Annotated in this window: 11 protein-coding genes; 5 read left to right on the top strand and 6 right to left on the bottom strand. The window is 60.9% G+C overall.

Annotated features, from left to right (window positions below):
• The first annotated feature begins 13 nt into the window (after window positions 1–13).
• Genes AC1RBR_RS21025 through AC1RBR_RS21010 form a run of 4 tightly spaced genes read left to right on the top strand, consistent with a single transcriptional unit; the run spans window position 14 to window position 15,554 of the window.
• The gene (locus AC1RBR_RS21025) at window positions 14–3,541 is read left to right on the top strand and encodes a hypothetical protein (protein WP_492566429.1); all 3,528 of its coding nucleotides are present in this window, start codon (window positions 14–16) and stop codon (window positions 3,539–3,541) included.
• Entirely contained in the window at window positions 3,538–7,164 is a 3,627-nt protein-coding gene (locus AC1RBR_RS21020; protein WP_492566427.1) for a Tc toxin subunit A, read from the top strand. Before AC1RBR_RS21025 ends, AC1RBR_RS21020 begins: the two co-directional genes overlap by 4 nt.
• A gap of 46 nt (window positions 7,165–7,210) precedes the next feature.
• Window positions 7,211–11,287, top strand: a complete 4,077-nt coding sequence (locus AC1RBR_RS21015) for a Tc toxin subunit A-related protein (RefSeq protein ID WP_492566425.1) — start codon at window positions 7,211–7,213, stop codon at window positions 11,285–11,287.
• The gene (locus AC1RBR_RS21010) at window positions 11,280–15,554 is read left to right on the top strand and encodes an Ig-like domain-containing protein (protein WP_492566423.1); all 4,275 of its coding nucleotides are present in this window, start codon (window positions 11,280–11,282) and stop codon (window positions 15,552–15,554) included. The genes AC1RBR_RS21015 and AC1RBR_RS21010 overlap by 8 nt, the downstream gene beginning before the upstream one ends.
• Before the next feature lie 26 nt (window positions 15,555–15,580).
• Here AC1RBR_RS21010 and AC1RBR_RS21005 read toward each other — a convergent pair whose 3' ends face one another.
• The 6 genes from AC1RBR_RS21005 to AC1RBR_RS20980 are packed head-to-tail and all read right to left on the bottom strand — an operon-like array spanning window position 15,581 to window position 22,300.
• Window positions 15,581–16,912 (bottom strand): DUF58 domain-containing protein, encoded by a 1,332-nt coding sequence (locus tag AC1RBR_RS21005; protein WP_492566421.1) that lies wholly within the window; start codon window positions 16,910–16,912, stop codon window positions 15,581–15,583.
• The gene (locus AC1RBR_RS21000; protein ID WP_492566419.1) at window positions 16,909–17,910 is read right to left on the bottom strand and encodes an AAA family ATPase; all 1,002 of its coding nucleotides are present in this window, start codon (window positions 17,908–17,910) and stop codon (window positions 16,909–16,911) included. The genes AC1RBR_RS21005 and AC1RBR_RS21000 overlap by 4 nt, the downstream gene beginning before the upstream one ends.
• Window positions 17,907–19,070 carry a DUF4350 domain-containing protein gene (locus tag AC1RBR_RS20995; RefSeq protein WP_492566417.1) on the bottom strand — a complete coding sequence of 388 codons (1,164 nt, stop codon included), beginning with the start codon at window positions 19,068–19,070 and terminating at the stop codon, window positions 17,907–17,909. Before AC1RBR_RS20995 ends, AC1RBR_RS21000 begins: the two co-directional genes overlap by 4 nt.
• On the bottom strand, window positions 19,067–20,614 hold the full coding sequence (locus AC1RBR_RS20990; RefSeq protein WP_492566415.1) for a DUF4129 domain-containing protein: 1,548 nt from the start codon (window positions 20,612–20,614) through the stop codon (window positions 19,067–19,069). The genes AC1RBR_RS20995 and AC1RBR_RS20990 overlap by 4 nt, the downstream gene beginning before the upstream one ends.
• Window positions 20,601–21,578: a stage II sporulation protein M gene (locus AC1RBR_RS20985; RefSeq protein ID WP_492566414.1), complete on the bottom strand. Its 978-nt coding sequence runs from the start codon at window positions 21,576–21,578 to the stop codon at window positions 20,601–20,603. The genes AC1RBR_RS20990 and AC1RBR_RS20985 overlap by 14 nt, the downstream gene beginning before the upstream one ends.
• Window positions 21,575–22,300 carry an RDD family protein gene (locus AC1RBR_RS20980; RefSeq protein ID WP_492566412.1) on the bottom strand — a complete coding sequence of 242 codons (726 nt, stop codon included), beginning with the start codon at window positions 22,298–22,300 and terminating at the stop codon, window positions 21,575–21,577. The genes AC1RBR_RS20985 and AC1RBR_RS20980 overlap by 4 nt, the downstream gene beginning before the upstream one ends.
• A gap of 181 nt (window positions 22,301–22,481) precedes the next feature.
• Here AC1RBR_RS20980 and sbcB point away from each other — a divergent pair, with 181 nt between their 5' ends.
• Window positions 22,482–23,912, top strand: a complete 1,431-nt coding sequence (gene sbcB, locus AC1RBR_RS20975; RefSeq protein ID WP_492566410.1) for an exodeoxyribonuclease I — start codon at window positions 22,482–22,484, stop codon at window positions 23,910–23,912.
• The last annotated feature ends 65 nt before the right edge of the window (window positions 23,913–23,977 follow it).

Here is a 23,977-nt window from a genome sequence, read left to right as displayed (position 1 = left end):
GAGCATTGCCGACATGAACGAAACCGTCGAGGACGACGAGAAAGGACGAGCCTGGCTTGATACCGAAAAGGTTCAGACCACTGTCGCTCAGGTCACGAAACTGGCAGACGGATCACTCAAGGAACTGGGCGATGGAGCGCAGTTTTCCGAGGTTTTCTGGGCGGATGCGGTCGAAACATCGCTTTACCAGACACACCCCAGAGTGTCTGAGCTGCGAACTCAAATGGTGTGCCGGTACAAGTTCGAATCAGGCCGCATCTATGTGAAGACCTTGCGCTACCACATGACCACACGGGGCGCCAATAAAGATAGGGCAAACATAGATTTGGGCCTGCAGGCCGGTACATGGGTGCGCAAGAACTCACCTGACAGCATGTTGCAAGACGACCGGTGGCACGAGTATGTGGAATATGTCGACTCCCCGCTCGGTCCTCCTGATTTTGGCGTGTCGCTGGCAATCCGGGTTAACTACGACGGAGAAAACAACGATGTTGAACCCCACGAAGGGTGGGGCCTTGATATCTATCCAGCACAGAAACCGATTATCGAGGTTCCCACTTCCGGAACCGAGATCGATGTCGAGAAGCCGTTCACTGTATCCGGTAGCAAAGGGCTTGTCCCCGGCACAATTCATTTGCGGCGGCAGTCTAACAACGCTGAAATTACATTGGGTACTGCTACTGTCCAGAACAACGGGGGGTGGAATACCTCCATCGTGTTGCCGCCCGGCTTTTTGGATTTCTACGCCGTACAAATCATTGGCAACCAGAACTCCGGTAAGTCCAATACCGTTACCCTCAAGCCAAGGTACGTGGCACCACGTATCGACTCTCCGGCAAACAGTGCGGTACTCAAGTCGGCCAGCGGATTGCTGATCAAAGGCCGAGGTACGCCAGGTAAAGTCATCGATGTGATGACCCCGGGGGGCGGCGTGTTACACGCCACGACAACCGTCAAGCCTGACGATACGTGGGAAGCATCATTCAACCAGTCCAACTACCCTGACGGCGGTCGCGTCGATATCACGGCTGGCCACAGAGGCATGGATGATTGGACCGCTCAACAATTCTTCACCTTGCTTCTGCAGCCGACAATCACGACGCCATCCGAATCAGCGGTGACCGATCCGAGAGGTCCGATAGAAGGGGGGAGGGCTGTTCCAGGTGCGACCGTCGAAGTCCTCAAGGATTTCGAACATTCATTCAAGGTCGGCCAAGGCATTGCTGATGCCAACGGAGGATGGAGAGTTACAACGTTCACCCGCGACATGCCGCCGGGCCGCTTTACGGTTGTGGCGCAGCAAAAGGTATCTAGCAGCACTTCGGAAGTGAGTGTGGCCCGTTCGTTCAAAGTCCGCCCCCCAATACCGAGCACAATCAACTTCACCTACCCGTCCCTCACCACCATCGAGTTTTCCGGCGCAGGTTTTACCGGCGCCACGGTCGAGATCACGATTGTCCGAGGTCCGACAGGAGCTACGCCGCCATCTGCCGTTGTCGTGACCGCAGGCAGTTGGAGAACGACTTCACAGTACTGGCCCATCGGCGACTACGATCTGAAGGTCGTGCAGAAAGTTGACGACAATGCTGGTGGCTCGATTCCCTCGCATGAATACCATTTCAAGGCTTCATCGAAACTTCCACCGCCCTCTGCAGTGAGATACACCAATGACCTCTACACGCCGACATTCATCGGCGAAGGTATTGCAGGGGCATCTGTCGAGGTCACCGACAAGGCGACCGGCGCTGCGCTCGCGCCATCGACGCAGGTCACGAATCAGGGCTGGTTGACCCGTGCCTTCGAGGCGTGGGCACCGGGTTCGACCCGCACCGTGCGTGTGGTGCAGAGGCTCGATGCGGCGGTGTCGGACGCTGTTGAGCTGGTCATCAATATCGACCGTTTCCCACCGCCGACCGAGCTGGCTTTTACCGTTGTCGACTACAAGCCGCGTATCACTGGCAGAGGGATAGCCGGCGCCACCGTGCAAGTGACGGACAAGCAGACCGGCGCCGCCATTGCACCACCCGCGCCCGTGACGGGCCAGGGCTGGACGGCAGAGGCATCGACACCCTGGCAGCCGAATACCAGCAGAATCGTCCTGGTGGTGCAGTCCAGAGACGCTTTCGCCTCCGATCCGGTGGAAATGACCATCACCGTGCCGCTGCTGGCACCCATCATCACTGCCGTCGAAGACGATGGACTCTCGCCGAAAATCTCCGGCACCTGCTGGCCCGGCGCGACACTGAGCCTGAAGTACAGCGACAGTGCGACCGAGCACAAACCTGATGGAAGCAGTGGCACATGGACCTTCAAGCGCGACGCCGGGTTTGCTCCGGACGAGCAGCACACCGTGACGGTGATCCAGACCGTCGCCGGGCATCCGTCGCCGCCAGCCTCGCAAACGTTCTCGGTCAGCCCGGAGAAACCGGATATCACCGCGCCGGAGGAAAACGCAGACACCCACTACGACATGAACGTGCACGGCATCAACGGCTATAAGGGTGCCACATTGCAACTGCGGGACGCGCAATTCGGGCGGAATCTGGGTGAGCCGAAACGGCTGACCGCTCATGGCGACTGGTTCATCGAGCTGAAAAAACTCGAGTTCCGCAAATACCAGATCGATGCCGTGCAAACCATCGCCGGCAGACCCTCTCTGCCCAGCGCTGTGCGCAGTTTTTTTGTCGTGCTGGTGCCGCCGGTCATCACGGTGCCGCAGGAGCATCAATCGCTGGCGCGCACCTCGACTCTTCATGGCACCGGCGAACCCCTTGGGCACGTAACGATCTGGCGTGAAAGTCCGAGCGAAATCCTGCGCGAGAAAGTCTCGATAGACGCCAAGGGTGATTGGTTTGCCGACGTAACGTTGCCGGTCGGCAACTACAAGGTGAAGGCCCGGCAATTCTTCGACAATCATGAGTCGAAGGAAAGCCTTGTGCGCAGTTTCAAGGTGGTGCCCGCCGCGCCGGTTATCGAAAGCCCCGGGCGAGGTGTGCACGTCGGTCGTCGGGTTGTTGTGTCCGGCTTCGGCTATCCCGGTGACACAGTGCTGGTGACGCTGACGGGCAGCAAGGGCTCGGTACGCGCAAGCGCTCCGGTGCTCGAGGATCGTACCTGGTCGCTGACGCTTGAAACGGGGCAGTCCGGCGGCACTGCGCAGTTGGTGGCGGTGTCCTCGTGTGATGGCTTCGAGTCTGCCCCCTCGGCTGCACATCCAGTGGAGCTCGGCACTTACCTGCCCGAGATTGATGAGCCGACGCCGGGAAGCTGGAAAGAAAATCCGCTTCGCTTCGTCGGTAAAGGCCGCACGGGCGTGGGGCGCGTGGTGACCTGGTACGACCCTGATCAAGTCTTGAGCGAAGACATTGCCGTCACCGATCAAGGCTGGCGCGGCGAGGCATCGCACGCCTTGCGTCCAGGCGGCCACTGGTGCCGATTCCAACAGACCATCACCGACGCTGCGGATGTCTCGAGCATTTCCGACTGGGTCGAAAGCGAGCGTTTCGAGGTGATTTCGACTCCACCGGGAGCAAGACCATGACCGAGCCTGTGATCCGTCCAGTGCAGCAGTTGCTGAGGCAAGTGTTCAGCGATGAACAGCGCGAAACCTATACCGATTTTTGCAATTACCTCGAAAACGGCGGTTCGATTTTTCCGCTGGTTGAGCAAGGCGTTCGGGGACTGGTCAGCCACTACCGGATGAGTCCCGACGACGCGCGGGCCTTTTTACGCAGGGCCAATAGCCTGGCGGTGTTTGTCCGGCGCCAGTTCATCGAACACTCGTTGCGCGGTTCGCAGGCCCGGGTCACGCGCCCCGACAGCGGTCTGTTGTCGATGGTCGCGGGACCGAGCTACGAGAGTTTGTTCTCGACCAATTTCGATGGGTTGTGCCCACCGCAGGCCCTGGAGTCAATCGCATCTCCGGTGGCTTACCTGATCGAGTTGTTGCGCTGGATCGAGGACAGAATCCACGCCATTGGCGGCGAGCAAAAGCTCGATTTGCATGAGCGCCGTCAGGATCTGAAAAAGCTGCTGGTCGACTTCAATGCCGTGCATCAGGCAGTGTCGGCGCTGGACATCATCGTCCCGGTGCTCGAAACGTTTATCGAAGAAAACGATAGCGCTCCGGACCTCGAAGAGGCACTGATCCAGACCCGTTACCCCAATGGCCTGCCGTACTACCAGCATTGGGTCACGCTTGATTTTGTCGCCCGTGAACATGGCCTGTCGGTGGGCAATATCGCTCACATGGTGGATCTGGCCTATCCCTATTTCCTGCAGCCCGAGGCATGGGACAACGATGCCGGGCGCGCCTTTACCCATGCGTCGCGGCTGGGGCCTTATCAGCGTAAATTGCTGACGGAGGCTCCGATAAAATCTGGTGATACCGACGCAAGGGACGATTATTACCAATGCAACTTTGGAGCACCTGGGACCGATTGGCTAAATCTCAATCAGGTGAAATTCTTTGGCGAGCGGACGGGGCTGGACACCCGGGATATCGAGGCGTTGCTGTCGATTCGCGAATTCGCCCCGACGCGTTCGGCCAACGTCAGCGTGTATGACAGCGAGCAACCGGGCGCTGACGAGAGCCAGCGATCCGGCTCGGTGTATCTAAACGCCGCGACCATCCCGGCGCTCGACATTGATTACAGGGAAGACAGCGAAGCCTTTCTGCATCGTTTGACACAAGACCCGACCATCATTGACCGCTACGAACGAATGAATCGCAAGTTGCGCCTGGATCGATGGCTGGAGCTGCCCAGCGAGCAGGTGGATGCGTTGTTGACGGCGGCGATCAGGGCAGAGGCCCGTCATGCGACACCGGCAAATCCGTGGTGGATTTCTACCCATCAGGTGCATGCGCTGGGCCTGTTTCAGTCGCTGCGTGAACGCTATGGCTGTTCGGCAGAGGATTTCGCGGCATTTATCGATGAAGTCTCGATTTACGGGCGTGCCAATGCCCTGTCACTGTTCGATCGCACCTTCAACAGTCAGGGCAATTATCGCCAGCCCCTGCTGCTGGACGGCGCGACGTTCGCGACGCTGCCGGCGCAGGGTGTCGCGGAGCTGACGATCAGCCAGTTGTGCAGCGGATTGGGCATCGATCTGCAGACGTATGCCTACCTGGCAGTGGCGATCGAACGGGCGCACAAGTTCAACGGCACGCTGAAGCGTACTACGGCAGTCATTTCGAGTTTCTACCGGCTGGTGAAATTGCCACGGTTGCTGGGCATTACTCCGGTCGAAGGCGTGCTGATGCTGACGCTGTTGGGCGGCGAGAGCTGGGTCGACGGGCTGGCAGGTTTGCCGCGCGTGCACTCACGGCTCAATAGCGAAACCACACCGGACGTGCTGAATCTGATTTACGCCCTGCACTCCTGTGTGTCCTGGTGCAAGGATCGCGAGATTCCCGTGCTGTGGATGCTGCAGCAAGTGGCACCGCTGCAGGCCCTGGCGGTTGCCACGCAGGCTGAGCAGCAGTTGTTCGAGCAGATCCGCAACCTGCTGCCTGCCGCACTGTTCAACAATGCCGGGCTGTCGATGGCTGGCGTTCCCTCACTGGAGGGGCTGGACTGGCTGCGGTTGTTGACCGAACTGGTCGACCCGACGGGTCTGGTCATCGACCTGCAATTACCCGAGACCGACTACCTGAACCGTGCCCGGGTAAGGTTCGACCAGGCAATCAGGGAAGGGCTGGGCGAGAACGACGCCAGTGTGCGGGGCATTCTCGTCGAGCGCATGCTCGGCGTGCTGTTGCAGGCGCGGGAGGCGCAGGTCTCGGTCGCCCGGGAGTGTCTGGCGGTGTACACCGGCCTTGATACCGAACGCGGGTTGCTGATGCTGACCTGGGCGCAGTCCACGGTTTATCAGTTGTTGTCGCAGGTCAGCGCGCGTGCCGATGCAACTGAGGCACTCAGTCCCGCTGCACGCACCGCAGAGCAACCCGACCCGCTGCTGAGCTTGCTGGCTGATGTGCGACGCCGCAGTGCGGTGGCGAGCAAGCTGGAACTGTCTGCGGTGTTGCTCGAAGACTTTCTGCAATACGGCCACACGGCCTGGATGGCTCAGGACGATCGGCACCTGCTGTCGATCCGCACCCTGTATTACCTGAGCGCGCTGGGACGGGCCTTCGAGTTGAGCGAGCAACCGGCCGGCAAACTGCTCGACTACCTGCGTCAGGTCAACGCATTACCCACGCCCCTGTCATGCCATGCGCTGCGGCTGGCACAGGACGCGGCAGCGCTGCGGCTGGCGGCGTTTTTTGACTGGAGTGTGCAGGAGGTGCGCGAGTGCGTCAGCCACATCGATCCTGAACTGAAGATCCTCAAGACTTTGCCCCAGCTCGATTTGCTGATGCGCATCCGCGTATTGGCCCGGCACAGCGGCATGGACGCCCTGACGATTTTCCTCGTGGGAAATCTGCCGGAGGACGTAGACAAGGACAAGTATCGATTCGCCGCCGAGCGCGCGCTGCTCAGCCTTTCAGCCACCCGTGAATCGGTGGTTGCCTTTGCCGATGAGGTGGCGCAACCACTGGTCAAAATGGAATGTGAAGTGGACAAGACCGAGGTGGTGGCCGGCAAACCCGAAGAGAAAGTCTTGTTGACCGTGACGTTGACGGACGCCGATGACAAGCCACTGAGCGGCGTCAATGTGTACTGGCAAGTGAGCCTCGGCACGATTGTGGCCAAGCCCACTGAAGTCAATGGAACGGTGACGGTCGAGTATCTGCCGGGCAAGGTCATGGGGCAGGAAACGCCACTGTTCTGGCTTGACCTGATCGACGCACAACAGGCCCCGACGATCAATATCTCCGATGACCCCAAGACGCTGTTCTTCCCCGCACCATTAACTGCCCAGGTGCCGCTGGAACCGGTTCCGGCGGGGCAGGAAGTCGAGCTGTACGCCACGCTGCGCGACGAATATCAAAACCCCGGGCGCAACCGTCTGGTGCGCTGGTCCGTCGAACCTGCGAGCGGCAGTGGCGGCTCGGCGGTGATTCGCCCCGGGCAGAACTACGCCGACTTCGAGGGCGTTACACGGGTTTACGTGTCGAGTTCCTCCGGCGGCAAGTTCATTTTCAGCGCGCATTGCGATGCCAGTGAAAAAGAAACATTTTTTGACCCGATCACCTTCACCGAAGCACTGACTCACCAATGACCGTGTTGGTTGACGCAGCGTTCACCTCAGGATGCAGGACAAGACCATGACTCAACGCAATCTGGCTCCATTATTGGAAAAACGCCGCGCAGCACTGGTCGATTACTGCATCGGTCAGGCTGCCAGGACCCACTACTCCTTTGTAAAAACGCCGCAGGATCTGTTCGAGCTGTTGCGCATGGACCCGCTGGACAACTACCCGGTGCAAAGTTCGTGGGTCGCCGAGGCGACCAGTTGCGCGCAGCAATTCATTCATGCGGCGTATCGCAAGCTTGAACCGGGCTACAAAAACACGGCTTTTCCGGCGCAGGACCTGAAACTCTGGGAGCTGTACAGCAATTACCCCGACTGGGCGGCGCTGGCGTTGATCGCGGTCTATCCGGAAAACTTCATCAACCCCTTCGTGCGGCAGCGCAAGACCCGCCTGTTCAAGGCACTGGAAAATGACTTGAATCAGGCGCGGCTGACCGGCGATTCGGTGCAGCGTGCCTCGCAGCAATACCTCAAGGCATTCGAGCAGACCTGCAATCTGGATGTCATCAGCGCCTGTCTGGATGGCGACTCGGCAAGCGATGCCACTTACTATTTCGTCGGCCGGCAGCGGGTGCAGCCGTTTCAGTATTTCTGGCGCAAGGCCGACATCGAGCTCACCGCTTCCGGCAATCCGGTCAACCCGGCGGCATGGAGTGAATGGCAACCTGTCGACATTCCGGTGGGGAATAGAGTCCTGGATATGCGGCCGCTGTTTTGGGGCGGGCGTTTGTGTCTGGTGTGGGCTGAGTGGCGCGACCCGGTGGGTATCAAGGGGAGCGAGGGCTATTTGGCCCCCAGACTGGATATCAACCTGGCGTTCATGAGCCAGAACGCCGAATGGTCGGCACCGCTGAGCTTGTATAGCGCTGATCAGGACACCAACAACAGCGACAGGAGCCTTGATTCCCGGCTGATTGCAACAACGTTTTCCGATGCAATTCACCCCAAGGGTCGCCTGGGCGTATTGCTTATCAGCCCGGCGGGTCTGAGGGTGAGCACCACCCGTGATGTGTTCTTTCGTCCGTTGCCTGAAGACGACGGCAACTGGCTTGAATATCTGGCCAGTCATCGCTTCACCGATGTCCTGACCTTGCAGCATGCACTGACGCCGAAAAATCAGCCGGTGGTCGAGATCAAGAGTCAGACCTCGGGGGATCTGACGGCTTATTACGGGCTGCAGGCGGTGTTTTCGGAGATAGGAATAAACGACTTTCTATGGGTTAGAGGCCTGTGCCGGGCGCGGTCTCCGGTTGGAGGTGCGAAGGTCGATTTTACCTTGAAGCTGAACAATCCGGCCGGGGATGACCCGACAGAAACCAAAGGCCAGCAGCCCGTCGCGGGTGGTTGGGCTACTGAGTGGATGAAACTGCAACGCGCGAAAGGCGGATTTACCGGTCTGCCCGAATTTACCTTGAGCGGCACAGGCCAAGGCAGCAAGACCTTTACAGTCTCACTCACCAAGATCACCCGTTTCGTACCGCCGACTCTGGAAAAGAACGCGTTGGATGCGGCGCAGTTCATCGGTTTCAGGCAGCCCGGAATGTTGGAGCGCGCGCGCTTGAACTCGCTGTTCGGCCCGGTGCTGGTGCAGCTGAGCAATATTTCCGTGGATGCCGTACTCGACTGGGAGACCCAGTTCCTGACGGAACCGCCTCCAGCCGCGGGCCCGATCGCCGAACCGAACGGGGCGTTCGACGGGGCCAACGGTCTGTATTTCTGGGAGCTGTTTTTTCATCTGCCGCATCTGGTGGCGGCCCGTCTGCGGGCCGAGGATCGCTACCTGGAAGCGCAAAGCTGGTCCCATTACGTGTTCGATCCGCAAGATTCGCGAGACCCGGAAAAACCAGGGAATGCACCGCCGAGGCCTGAATACTGGCGTTGCCGGCCTTTGGCCGCTGCGGGGAATGCGGGCGTCGAAGCCTTGCTGCCGACCGATCCGGATGCGATCGCCTATGCCGCACCCCAGCACTACCAGATTCTGGTGTTCACCGAGTATGTGAGGAACCTGGTGGCGTGGGGCGACTGGTACTACCGCCAGCTCACCCGCGATGCGCTGGTGGCGGCAAAACTGTGTTACGTGCAGGCGCAGTTTCTGATGGGCAAGCCACCTTCCGCCCGGGCAGTAACCCGTTGGCAAACGCAGACGGTAGAAGCCTTGCTGGACCAGAGCACGAGCCGCCCGGCGCTTGAGCAGTTCGAGCAGGAGCTGCAGTTTTCCCTGGCTGACATTCCTCCGGCCGCCGAAGCGTCACCGTTGATGGGCCTGCTGGCGAACGAGTCGTTCAAACTGCCGATCAATGAGCAGTTGCTTGAGCTGTTCGACTTGCCGGGGCAGCGCCTGAGCAACTTGCGCAACAACCTGACCCTTGACGGTAAACCACTGGACGTTCCGCTGTTCAGCCCGCCCACCGATCCCAATCAATTGTTGCGCGATCTGGCCGCTGGCGGGGTGGGCATGCCGCGGCCGATGGGCGGACGTCTGGTGGTGGGCGCCTTTCGCTGGCGCGTCAGCTACGAGGCCGCGTTGCGCGCCGTGCAGACACTGCAGGAGTACGGCAGCCAGGTATTGCGTCTGCTGGAACAGCGCGACCGGGCGGAACAGGAAGAGCTGCAGCAAGAGCACCTCAAGGAGCTGGGCGACTACGCCCGTACGGTTCAAGAGCAATCCATTGGCCAGCTTGAAGCCAGCCTCACGGCCCTCGGCCAGAGTCAGGCCATGGCCCAGCAACGGGCCGATCGATACAAAGCCTGGCACTACGAACACATCAGCGATGCCGAATACCAGGTCATGGAAAAACTGCAGGCCGTCAAATGGATGAATGCCGGGACACACGCGATCAAGACCGGAGGCGCGGTCGTGGGGGCCCTGCCGAGCATTTTCGGCATGGCCAACGGTAACCATCGTCCGGAGAAAATCGCCGATGCCGTGGTCTTTGGTCTGGAAATCGGCGCGATGCTGTTGCAGATCGACGCGGATAAACAAGCCATCACCGAAAGCTACCGCCTGCGCCGCAGAGAGTGGGAGTTGCAACGAGATCAGGCACTGGCCGAGGTCGGGGCGATCGCCGAGCAGATCACTGCGCAGACATTTGCCCTCGATGCCGCCAGAACGAGTCTGGAGCAAACCCTGCGGGCCAACGGTCAGGCACTGGCGCTCTATAACTACCTGAAGAAACGCGCGACCAACGCAGAGTTGTTCGGCTGGCTGTTGGGCCAGCTCAAGGCCTTGCACTACCAGGCTTACGATGCGGTGGTCAGTCTGTGCCTGAGTGCCCGGTCGTCATTGAGTGCTGAAACCGGCGATTACGAAACCGCTGAGGCCTTGCCGCAGGTCTGGCTGGACAACCGTCATGGACTGACTGCCGGTGAACACTTGCGCGAGTACCTGCTGCGCATGGATCGCCTGTACCTGCAAAGCCATGAGCGCCGTCTGGAGCGGGTCAAGACCATTTCGCTGCGACGGCTGTTCGATGACAAGGTTGATCCGCAGACGGGATTCTCCGACTGGACCCAGGCGCTGGCCGAGTTGATCAAAAAGGGCGTGCTGGAGTTCCAGCTGACGCAGTTGTCATTCGATCGCGATCACCCGGGCGAGTATTGCCGGCTGCTCAATCTGGTCGAGGTCGACCTGCCCGTACTGCTCGGACCTTATCAGGATGTACAGGCGACGCTGCTGCAGGTCGGCAGCATGACCGCTACCCAGGCCTCGGCGCGCTCGGTCGAGTACCTGCATCAGCCGGCGGGCAAGGTGGCGCCGGTCGAGGTGCTGTTCAATCTGCGCAGTGGCCAGCAGATCGGTTTATCCGTGGGGATCGCCGACACCGGCATGAACGCCGGCAAACCGGATGAAGGCTTGCTCAACCCGTTCGAGAACACCGGTGCGGTTTCGCGCTGGCAGTTGCACTTTCCCTGGCCCGAGTGCGAGCCGCAAGCGCCGATGCTCAAATCACTCACCGACATCATTCTGCGCGTCCGATACACGGCCAAGGCCGGTGAGCCGACGTTTACCCTCGCCGTCAAAGACCTGGTCAACCGGGCGATCACGTCCCGCCAGTCAGGCAATATCAAAGGAGCAGGCCATCATGGTTGAACCCGTCATTCAGGCTAATGAAAGTCTGGTGCGCAATGGTGATTTCCGTGAGGCCTTGAGCCATTGGGAAAAGGGGCCGGTTAACGGCCGCTGGGTTTCGGTCGTGGGCGAGCCGTACGAAGGCACACAGATCAGGATGCTTTCAGTAGCAAACCTTGCCTCTGCCTTTCAGGAAATGTCCGTACCTGTAACGCCGAGCGCCGGAGCCAGGTATGTGCTGAGTTTCCTGTATGAAACGCGGCATACCGAAGCGGGCCGCATGATGTTCACTGATGAAGGTGGAACCACCCTTAGAGAAATCCCGTTGCCGCCCGGCAGCCCTCGTAACCTTGAAGAGGACCAGGCACGGATCACTCAAGGGTTGCCGCTGGAATTCAGACCGCTCAAATACAACGCCGAGCTCGATCTGCCGTTGCAGCGCCAGGACAAGATTTGCGTCACAGTGGTCGCTCCGGGTAATGATCCCGAGGACTATAACTTTCAGGTTTTGATCACTCGGATTCGCCTGGACTTGCAACTTGAGCCCGCGCGAATGCAGACGGTGAAGGTAGACGCGGAGCAATCGTCATCCGGCAAGCTGGTTCACCTCTGCCTGGGCGCGGACGGGGGCTTCCAGCACCAGCTTGCGTTCGTACCCGACCCCGACAGCCCCTGGCTGCACACCAAAGCTGCATTGGTGAGCGATGACAATCCACAAGGCGCGGTTATCGCAACGCCTGACTGGGGCGTCGATCAACCGCTGGATTTGCCGTGGAACCTGCAGTGCCCGCTGATCGGTGATCAGGATCCTTACCTGTTCACGATGCAACTGGTGAACCAGTACACCGCCGAGCCTTATTCGATGCAGGTCTCGCTGGGGCATCACCGGCTGGTGTTTCGCGAGGTACTGGAGGCTGCGTATTTCCCGGTGCTGGAGTTGGAGCAATCGGTGCGCCTGGGGGGGCGAGTGGCCTCCTGGTACACCGGTCAGTTTCTGGCCGGGCGCACGGTGACCTGGACCACCAAAGGGCTTGGGGTGCTGAGCACGACACCGACCGACGCCGAGGGCTGGGCATATTTTGAGTATCTGCCAACGGCTGCTGGAAAACTTGCTATCCAGGCTTCGGTGGCAAGTCACTACTATGCCAGTGGGGTGGAAACCACGACGCTGGACGTTCAGGTACTGGCGACCGATCCATGGAAGGACGTTCTGGCGGTGGTAGAAAGCAGCGCCTGGCCCTGGGCGCAGAAGACCGGCTATCCCAACCGTGGCTCGACCTATCAACTGAGCGCGCGGGTGCCTGAAGTGTTACGTGGCTCCACGATGGCATTGCATTGGGAAGGCGATAGCGCCGCACAGTTGGGCGTGCAACTGCGCCCGGAGCTGGAAGCCTCGATACCTGTAGGCACAACAGACCTGAACTGGGATTTGATCTGCCAGGACAAACTCGACGGTCGCTTCCACTTGCAGTTGCTGTGTTCGAAGCTGCTGTTGCCCTCCAGCAGAAAACCGATGTCACTGGCACGCAATCTGGTGCGCATTGGCGACGTTCAGGAGGCCAACAAATTTCCCGTGGTGGACGAAGGCGAAAGTGTTCTGTTGCGGGTGCAGGTGGTGCATGTGGTCACCGGCGGCAACGGCGATCCGGTCAACAATGCACGGGTGGACTGGCAGACTCCCGAAGGCACGATTGCCACCCGATCGGGGATCGGTGGCTGGGCCAGCGTGTTGTATCAACCGAGCCGTGACGGTGAGCTGGTGGTGACCGCCCGCGTGCGGGCGCATGACGAAGCGGTGCCGGTGGAGCGACCGTTTGCGGTCAAGGCACTGCAGAGCAGTCCCTGGAAAAGCAAAATCAACATCCTGTTTGACGGCAATGAGGTTGACCTGACCGAATTGGGCCTGCTGTGCTGGCGCGGTGAGCCGCACACCTTGCGGATAGAAATCACGCCCGGCAGTACGCTGGATGGAGAGATGGTCACGCTGCAATGGCGTGGCGAGCCGCCGGGGAACGGCTTGATCGTCTCGGATATCGGCAAGCCGTTGAGGCTTGGGCCATTGGGGCTGGAATGGCACTTCAGTTCGCAGGTCGTGTCGAGTACCAGCAGTCTGTTCAGCCTGACCTTGAGCAGCCCGGGGCTTACCGCGCCCCGGGAGTTGTTCGGTCGGCTGATCTCCACAGAGCTTATGGATGAACTGACGTTGATGCTGGATCAGGTGACTGCGACAAGCGCCAGTCAGAGAATGTTTCCCTGCATCGGGGCCACGCACACCTTGCGCTATCTACCCAATGCCTTGAGCCCGCTGGTGGGTTTGCAGGGGATGTTGATGTGGCTGGGAACCCCGGCCGAAGAGCTGGACGCGAGCGTCGAACCTCCGCTCGATAATGCCCGGCCACTCGACGACGGGGGGATCGGATGGGCACTGGACTTCAGCGCGAGCAAGACCACTGGCCACTTTGCGCTTGAGCTTTCTTTGCCTGCCTTGAACCTGTCCATGACCGTCAACCCGATGCAGCTCGGCCACAACAAGTTGCGAATCGAAGACTGGCGTGAGTCCGCGGTCGATGCCGTCCTTGGCAAGGATAAAGCCTGGAGCTGGGTCCGGGTGGTCTCGGCTTTTACCAGCCAGGCGGTAGCGCAGGTGGCGGTGCAGTGGACGAGCGCAAACGGCTCCGACATCGTCGCCAGCGATGACCTCGGCTGGTCGGGTTTTGGCCTGCTGCCGGACACGGTTGGTCGACAGGAGGTGGTGGCCAATGTGCACAGCCCGTTTGATGGCTACGAAGAGCAGCGTGCCCTGTCCTTCACGGCGCTTACCCGTGATCCTTGGGAAGCGGTGCGGGTGCGTTTCGATGGGCATGATGAACATCCATGGGGCAGTCACACGTACTTTCCGCGACGCAATGGCTCACATGCCATCGAAGTACTGCTTCCGGATGGCAGCCCGTTGTTCGACCAGGAGCTGACCTTGGGCTTGACCGGCACCGGCCCTGCGGAACTGGGTCTGAGTTTCGAACCTGCGCTCGGCGCATCGCGCCGGCCCTCGGCAATCGGTTTGCGCTATTCCCTGCGTTGCGCCGACCTGAAGGACGGTGGCTTCGCGCTGCGCCTGGGAGCGGAGCGCCTCGCCAGCCTGTCACCGGCCAATGCGATGTCGCTGGGGGAGGGCGTGCAGGTATTGAAATTTGCTGCCAGTAGCAGCCTCCAGCATGTGCTGGAGTGGGGGCAGGAACTGGTCGAGCAGGTCACCGTGGTTTCGTCCATCACCGGTAAGGGCATCGCGGGGGTGGTCGTCACCTGGCGCAACAACGACTTGGGTACAGTCACCAGCCAGACCGACTTTTATGGTGTGGCCCGTGTACGGTTCAAGCCGCAGACCCCGGGTGCGGCGGTGCTCACGGCTACGTTGGAGGACGCCGCGTATCTGGAGTCAGTCGAGTTGCCGTATACCTTGCAGGAGCCGCGGGAAATTATTGAGCTGATCATGATTCGCTCCGCCAATTATCCGGGCGCTGAAGTGGAAGCCCAAGTGACGGTCGTGTCGGCAATTGACCGGCACCCGCTTGGCGGCGTCGAAGTCATGTGGGACCTTGATGCTGTGGCACTTCCATCGGCGGTTACCGATGCAATGGGCAAGGCGACTGTGCGGTTCGACCTCGCCAGCTCAGGCGAGCTGATTTTGTCCGCTGTGGTACGCGGTGGCTTGGGTGGATGGGACAGCGCGTTGCTCGCGTTGGATGTCGAGATCGGGCCGGTCATTGACAGATTTGCAGTTGGCCCGGCAGTGGTTTATCCCAATGATTATGTTTCAGGCCAAGTGACAATTGTCAGTTCGAGCGACGGTCTAGGTTGGGGCGGGTTGACCGTCGATTGGAATGTCAACGGCGAAATCAGATCGACTGTTACCAGCCCTGCGGGTGTGTCCACTTTGAATAACGTGCGTATGCATGAATCGGGAATCTTCCCTATGACGTGCTCGGTCGTCGGTTATCCGCAATCACGCTCGTTCGATATCGAAGTCGTAGGGCCAGAAGCACCGCGAATCAGCAATATCGTGAGACCCCGGCCAGATCTTTTTGAAGTGTTCATCACCGATGGCCGGCAGGTGCCGCTTGAGCGAAAAACTGTTTTCTGGCGCCTCGACGATACCGAATATGAACCGACAATCACCGGACCGGATGGCAAAACCATAAAAGTATTCAACTTTGTCAGCGGTCGCAGAGTTTATGTGGGTATCGAAATTGGTATGAGCGGTCGCTTGTATGAAAGGGCTATCGATTTCTAAGCCGTCAGAGTGCGACGGGCGGATGGTTACATGACCCCAGCGCGCTTCCAGTTGAGGTAGCGGTTAACCAGCCCGGTGCTCAATTCGTCGGGGCGCACATCCAGCACCTGAACTGCATGAGCATTCAACTGCTCATGCAGCTCGGCCCGGGCATTGAGGTAATCCACCGTGCCGCAATAGGCCAGCGCTTCGGGCAGTGTTTGTACCGGGGCATTGCGCACGCGGTCGAGGGCTTCCTCGCGCAGGCTGACCACCAGCACTTGATGCTGCTGGCTCAGACGTTTGACGCTGGCGAGAAGGTCTTCAGTGTCCTCGTCACGCAGGTTGGTCAACAGCACGATCAGCGCCCGGCGCTTCTGCCGGGCCAAAAGCTGGCTGGTCGCGGTCGAATAGTCGGCAGGACGCTGACTGCTGTCCAGATCATAAACGGCGTTGAGCAGGACCTTGAGCTGACTGGCACCCTTGATCGGCGCGAGAAAACGCGGTTGCGCGACAGCGAATGTGCTCAGCCCTACGGCATCGCCCTGACGCAGCGCGACATGGCTCAGCAGCAGACACGCATTCAGCGCATGGTCGAAGTGCGACAGCTCGCCATCCTGGCTGCGCATTTGCCGCCCGCAATCGAGCATGAACATGATCTGTTGGTCACGCTCGTCCTGATACTCGCGGGCAATCGGCGTGCGCTGGCGGGCGGTGGCTTTCCAGTCGATCTGGCGCAGGCTGTCGCCTTCGCGAAATTCGCGCAACTGATGAAATTCCTGACCCTGCCCGCGACGCTGGCGCTGGCGCACACCGAGCTGGCTGAGCCAGTTGTCCACTGCCAACAACTGCCCACCGTAGAGCTTTGCGAAGTCCGGGTAGACGCGGATCTCGCCGCTCACGGCGAGCAGGCGTTTGCCTGTCCACAGACCGAACGGGCTGGGCAGGTTGATTTCGCACTGTTCGAAGCTGAAGTGCCCGCGCTTGAGCGGGCGCAGGCGATAACCGACCGCGCTGAATTGCCCGGGTTGCAGTTCAATCGCCAGCGGCAGGTTTTCGAAGCTCAGGCCCTGTGGCACGTGGTCGAAAATCTCCACCGCGACCGGCTCATTGAAGTCATGGCTGAGCTGCAGCCGCACCTCGCTCCAACGGCCGAGTGCCAAGCTGCCGGGCATCTGCCGCTGGATGCGCGGCGAGGGCAGCTTGTTCAGGCGCAGCGCATCGATGAGCGCCAGCACCAGCAGAGCCAGGAGCAAGCCCCAGTTGATCGACAACAGCGTGGCGGGCACGTCGATGTCGAGAGCTTGCAGCGTGCCCAGCAGCGTGCCGACGGCCAGCAGAATCGCGAGCCAGATCAGCAGCAGGCGTGACGGTTTCACAGGCGCGGAGCCGGCACTTGGTCGAGCAATTGTTGCAGCACCTGATCGACCTGCAGACCTTCGATGTCCAGCTCCGGCGCCACCCGCACCCGATGGCGCAGCACCGAGAGCGCGCAGCCCTTGATGTCATCGGGGATCACGAACTCGCCGCCGCGCAGCAACGCGCGGGCGCGGGCGCAGCGCACCAGCGCAATCGAGGCACGCGGCCCGGCGCCGAGGCTCAGACCGGGCCAGGAGCGGGTGCTGCGCGCCAGTCGCACCGCGTAATCGAGCACTTGATCGTCGATCGGCAGGTCGCTGGCGATGCGTTGCAAGGCCTGTACGTCCTTGGCTTGCAGTACCGTGCGCAGCGGCTGCACATCAAGCATGTCGGCGCGGGTCGAGCGGCTGACCTGACGCACCATGTTCAGCTCTTGCTCGGCCTCCGGGTAATCCATGCGCACCTTGAGCATGAAGCGGTCGAGCTCGGCTTCCGGCAATGGATAAGTGCCTTCCTGCTCGATCGGGTTCTGGGTGGCGAGCACCATGAACGGCTGGGCGATCGGCAGCGCCCGGCCTTCGAGGGTGACCTGACGTTCCTGCATCGCTTCGAGCAACGCCGCCTGGGTTTTTGCCGGGGCACGGTTGATCTCGTCGGCCAGCAGCAGGTTGGTGAACAGCGGTCCCTTGCGCAGCTTGAACTGCTCGGTGTGCAGGTCGTACACCGCGTGGCCGGTGACGTCGCTGGGCATCAGGTCCGGAGTGAACTGGATGCGCGCGAACTCGCCGCCAAAGCAACGCGCCAGCGCCCGCACCATTAAGGTCTTGCCCAGTCCCGGGACACCTTCAAGCAGCACGTGACCGCCGGCGATCAGCGCGGTCAGCACATCGTCGATCACGCTGTTCTGGCCGATCAGGGCCTTCTGCAATTCGCCGCGCAGCGCTTGCGCCAACTGGCTGGCACGCTGGCGTTGCTGGGCGGCGTGGCTGGCGCTGCCGGGCTCGATCTGTTCACTCATAGCGTGTTCCTCAAGGTTTGCAGGTGGGCCACCTGGCGACTGAAATCGGCGCTGCTCATGTGCTGTTTCGGCACCGGGCTCAGAGCCTGACTGATGGCGCGGGTCGGCTGGCGGGTCAGGCGCGACAGCACCAGCCATTGCTCGGCCACATTCAACTGGTCGAAGCCGGGATGGCGTTGTCGGGCACGACGCAGCACGTCCTGCTGCAGGGCTTGCAACAGCGTGTGCTGACCGTTGTGGCGCAGGATGAAATCGGCACTGGCGCGCAGGTGTTCCTGCAACTGCCGGCGGCCACTCGGGGCGGGTGCCTGCAGTGGCCCATGGCGCACAGCAACGTGCCACAGGCCGAGGCCGATCAGCGCCAGCAGGGCGACGATGGCTTGCGGGAAGTAACGCCAGAGCAAGGTCAGCAGACCATCGTGTGCGGTGTTGAAAATCAGCGTGACGTCGGTGTCGGCGCTCAGGTACCAGAGCAGCCAGGCGTTGTCGTGCTTGCTGATGGCCGGGGTCTTCCACAGTTCGGCATCGGTGACCACGGTGATCGAGCCGAGGCCGTACGGCAGTTGCATCATGTGCGTGGCCTTGGCGCTGTTGGCCCAGGCCTGGGCGAGATTCTTCGGGTCTTCCAGATGGAACGCGGTGTCGAAACCGGCGTAGGCCGGCGCGTCCTCGTCTTCCAGGTAGAGTTTGGTCAGGTTCGGGTACGGATCATCGGTCAGTTCTGCCGGCGGCTCCTTGAGGTCCTTGCTCAGCGACTGCTGCAACTGCACTCGATCCAGCAACAGATCATCGCTTTGTCTGGCCTGCTTGTCCCACAGCGCTTCGGCCACGAACACCAGGCGCCCACCGGCGCGGGCCCAGTTCAATACCTGATCGACCTCACGCGGGGTCATGCGCGAACGTTCGCCGAATAACAGCAGGGTGTGCCGACGCGGATCGATCTCCGGCAGCACCGCCAGCGTTTCGGCCTGGCCGACATTCAGGCCGCGTTCACGCAAAAACATCTCTGCCGCCAGATAAGGATTGGCCTGCGCCAGGGGCGAAGGGCCGTGATCGACCACTTCCTGATAGGGCCGGGCCTTGAGGTACAGATAAACGCTCAACGCCGCGAGCAGGGCGACGATCAGCCCACCGAGCAGCCATGCGTTGCGCCGGTTCAAGCGCGCGCTCCATGGTCGAACAAGGCGCGCCAGCCATCACACAGTTCCCGTTGCAGATGCGCTGCCGGCACGCGATGCCCGTAGGCCATGTTCTGCCAGTGCTGTGTCAGGGTGCGACTGAACGCCAGCAGTTCCGGGCGCTGCAATTGCTCGACCCGCAGCAGTACCTGATGCTCGGTGTCGGCAGGTTTCAAAGTCAGGTCGAAGTCGTGCAGCAGACGGCTGAGCAATCCGCGATAGAGCAGGCCCAGCGCGGCGCGCGGCTGGGTGTGCCAGAGTTGTTCGGCACTGGCGGCGATGTCGTCGGGCAGGGTTTGCGGGCTCAGGTCCAGGCCAAACGCTTGCGGCGGTAGCGGTGGCCTGATCCGGGAGGGCAACTTCGGGCGGCGACTGACGAAGGTGCTCAGGAATTCGCGGTAGCGCCAGATCAGCCAGCCGACTGCGGCGATCAACGCTCCCCACAACAACACTTCAATCAGGCCGGCCAGCGCATTGAAGCGCTGACTGTCCAGCCAGCCGAGCAGGGTTTTCAGCCATTGCGGTGCCTCGCCGGGTTTGCCCTCGGGCGGGGCTGGCGGGTCGTCGCCAAAGCGATAGCGGGTCACGCTTTCCTTGTTCTTGAACGGCGGTTGTTCGAGCAGCGTCTTGATGCTGTCATGCGCAGCCTGACTGGTCAGCGGTTGGTGCAGCAGGCGTGGCGTCTGCGGTGCGCTGGCGGGATCGGCCGCAGCCCATACGGGTGGCACCGCCGGCAGCAAAAGACAGACCGCCAGCAGCAGACTCAAAGCGCTGCTGTTCAGGCGCTGGCGCAAACGGCGGAACACCAGCTCGATGTCCCACGCTTCCAGTGCGGTACGACGGTTCAGATACAGGCTGAAACCGCAGGCGACATAAATCGGTTCCCAGACCACCAGCACCAACGCGTAGAACGCGTTGGTCAGGTGCTCCAGCCAACGCCAATGGTGATCGGCATCGAGGATCAGTGATTGCCAGTCCCAGTCGGTTTCAATCTGCTGTGGCAGGAGCATGTAGAACAACACCATCAGGCCGATCCACAGCGCGGTTTCCAGATGCATGCCGATGATCGTCAGCCATTGCGCAGCGCCGGCATTGCGTTGCAGCAACACTTGTAAGCGTTGCTGGCGGGCCGTGCCGTCGAGGCCTTCGAGTTGCAGCACCGGCAGCAGGAAGCTGCGACTCAGGCTCAACCGGCGCCAGGTCAGGCTGGCCAGCAGTTGCGGCTTGAGCAGCCGTGGAAATTCGCCCAGGGCCTGTTGCAGCGTCGGTGTTTCGCCGAACAGGGCCTTGGACAGGATGTACAGCGGCAGGCGTTCGTACGCCGGTTTCAGCCACCAGAAAATGAATACCGCCAGCGACGGCGAATCCCACAGCAACAACGTCAGTACGGCGAACAGCGGCAGGGTGACGATGGCCCAACTGGTCATCAACAGGCGCCGGTGCTGCTGACTCATGAGCACGCCCAGGTCCATGGCCTCCCAACTGCTGCGCGGGCGGATCGCCACGGTGGCGTCACTCAGGCGCATGGCGTGTCCTTCCGGCGAACAGCAGATAGGTCGCCACTGCGATCCACAACGTGGCACCAACCGCATATTTGATCGGCGGTGTGACCCCGGTCTTCGACGACCAGTACGCTTCGATGAACGCCGCGATCAGCAGGAACAGCATGACCCCGCACACCAGCAGCACGCTTATGCGCGCCGCCTCCACCAGCGCTTCACCACGGGTAAGCCGCCCCGGTGCAATCACCGCCCAGCCGAGTTTCAGCCCTGCCGCACCCGCCAGGGCAATGGCCGTCAGCTCGAAGGCGCCGTGGCCGATCACGAACGACCAGAACGTCTGGCCAAACCCGATCTCGGTCAGGTGCCCGGCCACTGCGCCGATGACCAGCCCGTTGTAGAACAGGAAAAACGCACTGCCCACGCCCAGCAGCAAACCGCTGGCGAAGGTCTGGAAGGCGATGCCGATGTTGTGCATCACGTAATAGCCGAACATCACCCAGTCTTCGCTGGACGCCCGTTCGGCCGAGCGCCCGAGGTGCCCGGCCACAGGGTCGTACATGCTTTGCATGTCGCGCACCTGTTCGGCGGGGATCAGGTTGTAAATCAGTTCGGGAAAGGCATACACCAGCAAGGCAAAGCCGATCAGGCTGCCGAAAAACACCAGGCCGGCGGCCAGCACGAACGGCCATTCGGCGCGCACCAGTCGGGGGAAGTCAGCGAGGATGAACCCCAGCAGATTGGCGCCGAAGCGACTGCGGTGCCGATAGAGTTGCTGGTGCCCGCGCAACACCAGTTGTTGCAGCGAGTCGATCAGAAAACTGCTGTAGCCACGCTCCTGTGCCAGCGCCAGATGCTGGCACAGGCGTCGATAAACCTTGGGGAAAGCGGCCACCTGCGAGGTGTCCTTGCCATGTTCGAGGCGTTCGAGGGCCAGGGTGAAACGCTCCCATTCGGCCTTGTGGCGAGCTTCGAAAAGACTCTGCTTCATGTCGGCCCCAACAAACCGCGGGCGATGCCGTTGAGTTCACTGACCGCTTTGGGTGCCGAGATGCGCAGCGGTTGGGCGAGCAGGGCAGCCAGCTCGTTGACCCGCGCCGGCGACAGTTCAGCCTGGCGCTCGGCGAAAGCAAGCAGCGCGCGTTGTTCGCTGAGGTTGAGCGGGATGGGTGAACGGCGCGGCTGAGCGTCGGGCAGTTGCGGGCGCGCGAGTGGGCGTTCGCTGTAGACCACCAGGGTGCCGGCGGCGATATCGCCGAGGCGTTTGAAGGTGGGATGTTGCAGGCAACTGATGGCGCCAAAGCAATAACCGAACGGCAGCAGATCGACAAAACGCAGCAGGTTGCGCAGCAGCGAGGCCGACCAGCCGATCGGTGTGCCGTCATCGTGAATCACCCGCAGGCCCATCCATTGCTTGCCCGGCGAGCGGCCCTGATGCAGCACTTCGAACAGCACCATGTACCACCAGCTGACGGCAAACAGCAGCAACGAGCCCAGGCCCATACCGAGCTGACCGAGAAACGCCAGCACCAGAAACAGCACGCCGAGGATGGCCCCGCGAATGCCCAGGTCGATGCCGAAGGCGAGGCTGCGCACCATCAGACCGGCCGGGCGCAACGGCAGGTCGATGCCCTCCGGGGTTTCCACTTGATAGCGGGTATCGAGTGGCGGGGTCAGCGGTGCTTTCCGTGGCAGTGCTGTGTTCTCGAGCATGGGCTACCTGATGGGGCCGGATCGGGATGCGAAGTTCGTCCGATGCTAGCAGCCTCTTGGGGGAAAACGACATAACTATGTATTGCACCGCGTGTGGCGCACGCGGGTTGAATGACACAGCGCTGGCCGCGATGGCGGTTCAACGCCTAGACTTTGCCGATCTTCAGTTCAGGAACCGCCCGTGACTTCAATCTTCTGGTACGACTACGAGACCACCGGCATCAATCCGCGCAACGACCGTCCGCTGCAGGTCGCCGGGATTCGCACCGACCACGACCTCAATGAAATCGACGAACCGGTCAACCTCTACTGCCAGCCCAGCGAAGACATCCTGCCGCATCCGGCAGCGTGCGCCATTACCGGGATCACCCCGAGCTGTCTCGCCGAACAGGGTTTGAGCGAAGCCGACTTCATGACCCGCGTACACGCGCAACTGGCGGCGCCCGGCACTTGCGGTGCGGGTTACAACACCCTGCGTTTCGACGACGAGATGACCCGCTACAGCCTGTACCGCAACTTCTTTGACCCCTATGCCCGTGAATGGCAGGGTGGCAACAGTCGCTGGGACCTGATCGATGTGGTGCGCGCCGCGTATGCATTGCGCCCGGATGGGCTGGTCTGGCCAACCGATGACGAAGGCAAGGTGACCCTCAAGCTCGAACGCCTGACGGCTGCCAACAACATCGACCACGGGCATGCCCACGAAGCACTCTCGGACGTGCGCGCAACCATCGCGCTGGCGCGGTTGATCCGCCAGAAACAGCCGAAGTTGTACGACTGGCTGTTTCAACTGCGCAGCAAACAGAAGGTCATGGATCAGATTCGTCTGTTGCAGCCGCTGGTGCATATATCCGGACGCTTTTCGGCGGCGCGGCACTATGTCGGTGTGGTGCTGCCATTGGCCTGGCATCCGCGCAATCGCAATGCACTGATCGTCTGTGACCTGCACCTCGATCCGCAAGGCCTGCTGGATCTGGACGCTGAAACCCTGCGCCAGCGCCTGTACACCCGCCGCGACGACCTCGCCGAGGGTGAACTGCCGGTGCCGCTGAAACTGATTCATATCAATCGCTGCCCGGTGGTGGCGCCGTTGTCGGTGTTGCGGGCCGACGATCAGCAGCGCCTTGGGTTGGACATGGCGCTCTACCAGGCACGTGCACTGCGGCTAAGTGACGCACAACAAGTTTGGAAAGATAAAGTTACGGCAATTTATGCCAGCGAAGACTTCACCCCGAGTGAAGACCCGGAACAGCAGTTGTACGATGGATTTATCGGTGATCGCGATCGGCGTCTATGCGAGCAAGTGAGGACGGCAGATCCGGCGCAATTAGCGCAAGAGCACTGGCCGTTCGATGACGAACGTCTGCCGGAATTACTCTTTCGATATCGCGCACGCAACTTTCCCTATACGCTGAATTCCGAGGAGCAAGAACGCTGGAGAATATTCTGCCAGCAGCGTTTGTCCGAGCCGCAAATGGGTGCGCCTAATACCCTGCAATCTTTTGCCGAAGCCGCGCAGCAATGGGCGCTTAGTGCTACGCCGATACAGAATCAAGTGCTCAATGAGTGGCAGAATTATGTCCAGGCATTGCGCAAACGTTTGAATCTTTGAAATCGAACATAGTGTGCCCATGAAATGTCGGGCATAAAAAAACGCCAGCGCAGGCTGGCGTTTTT

The organism is Pseudomonas sp. GW823-FHT01D03, from assembly GCF_058798255.1.
The sequence above is the reverse complement of the archived record's forward strand: the minus strand, read 5'-3'. Positions and strand labels throughout refer to the sequence as shown.

Bases quoted from the DNA above. Each gene is read 5' to 3' on its own strand.
- AC1RBR_RS21025 (WP_492566429.1), top strand. From the start codon at position 14: ATGAACGAAACCGTCGAGGACGACGAGAAAGGACGAGCCTGGCTTGAT.
- AC1RBR_RS21020 (WP_492566427.1), top strand. From the start codon at position 3,538: ATGACCGAGCCTGTGATCCGTCCAGTGCAGCAGTTGCTGAGGCAAGTG.
- AC1RBR_RS21015 (WP_492566425.1), top strand. From the start codon at position 7,211: ATGACTCAACGCAATCTGGCTCCATTATTGGAAAAACGCCGCGCAGCA.
- AC1RBR_RS21010 (WP_492566423.1), top strand. From the start codon at position 11,280: ATGGTTGAACCCGTCATTCAGGCTAATGAAAGTCTGGTGCGCAATGGT.
- AC1RBR_RS21000 (WP_492566419.1), bottom strand. From the start codon at position 17,910: ATGAGTGAACAGATCGAGCCCGGCAGCGCCAGCCACGCCGCCCAGCAA.
- AC1RBR_RS20990 (WP_492566415.1), bottom strand. From the start codon at position 20,614: ATGCGCCTGAGTGACGCCACCGTGGCGATCCGCCCGCGCAGCAGTTGG.
- AC1RBR_RS20985 (WP_492566414.1), bottom strand. From the start codon at position 21,578: ATGAAGCAGAGTCTTTTCGAAGCTCGCCACAAGGCCGAATGGGAGCGT.
- AC1RBR_RS20980 (WP_492566412.1), bottom strand. From the start codon at position 22,300: ATGCTCGAGAACACAGCACTGCCACGGAAAGCACCGCTGACCCCGCCA.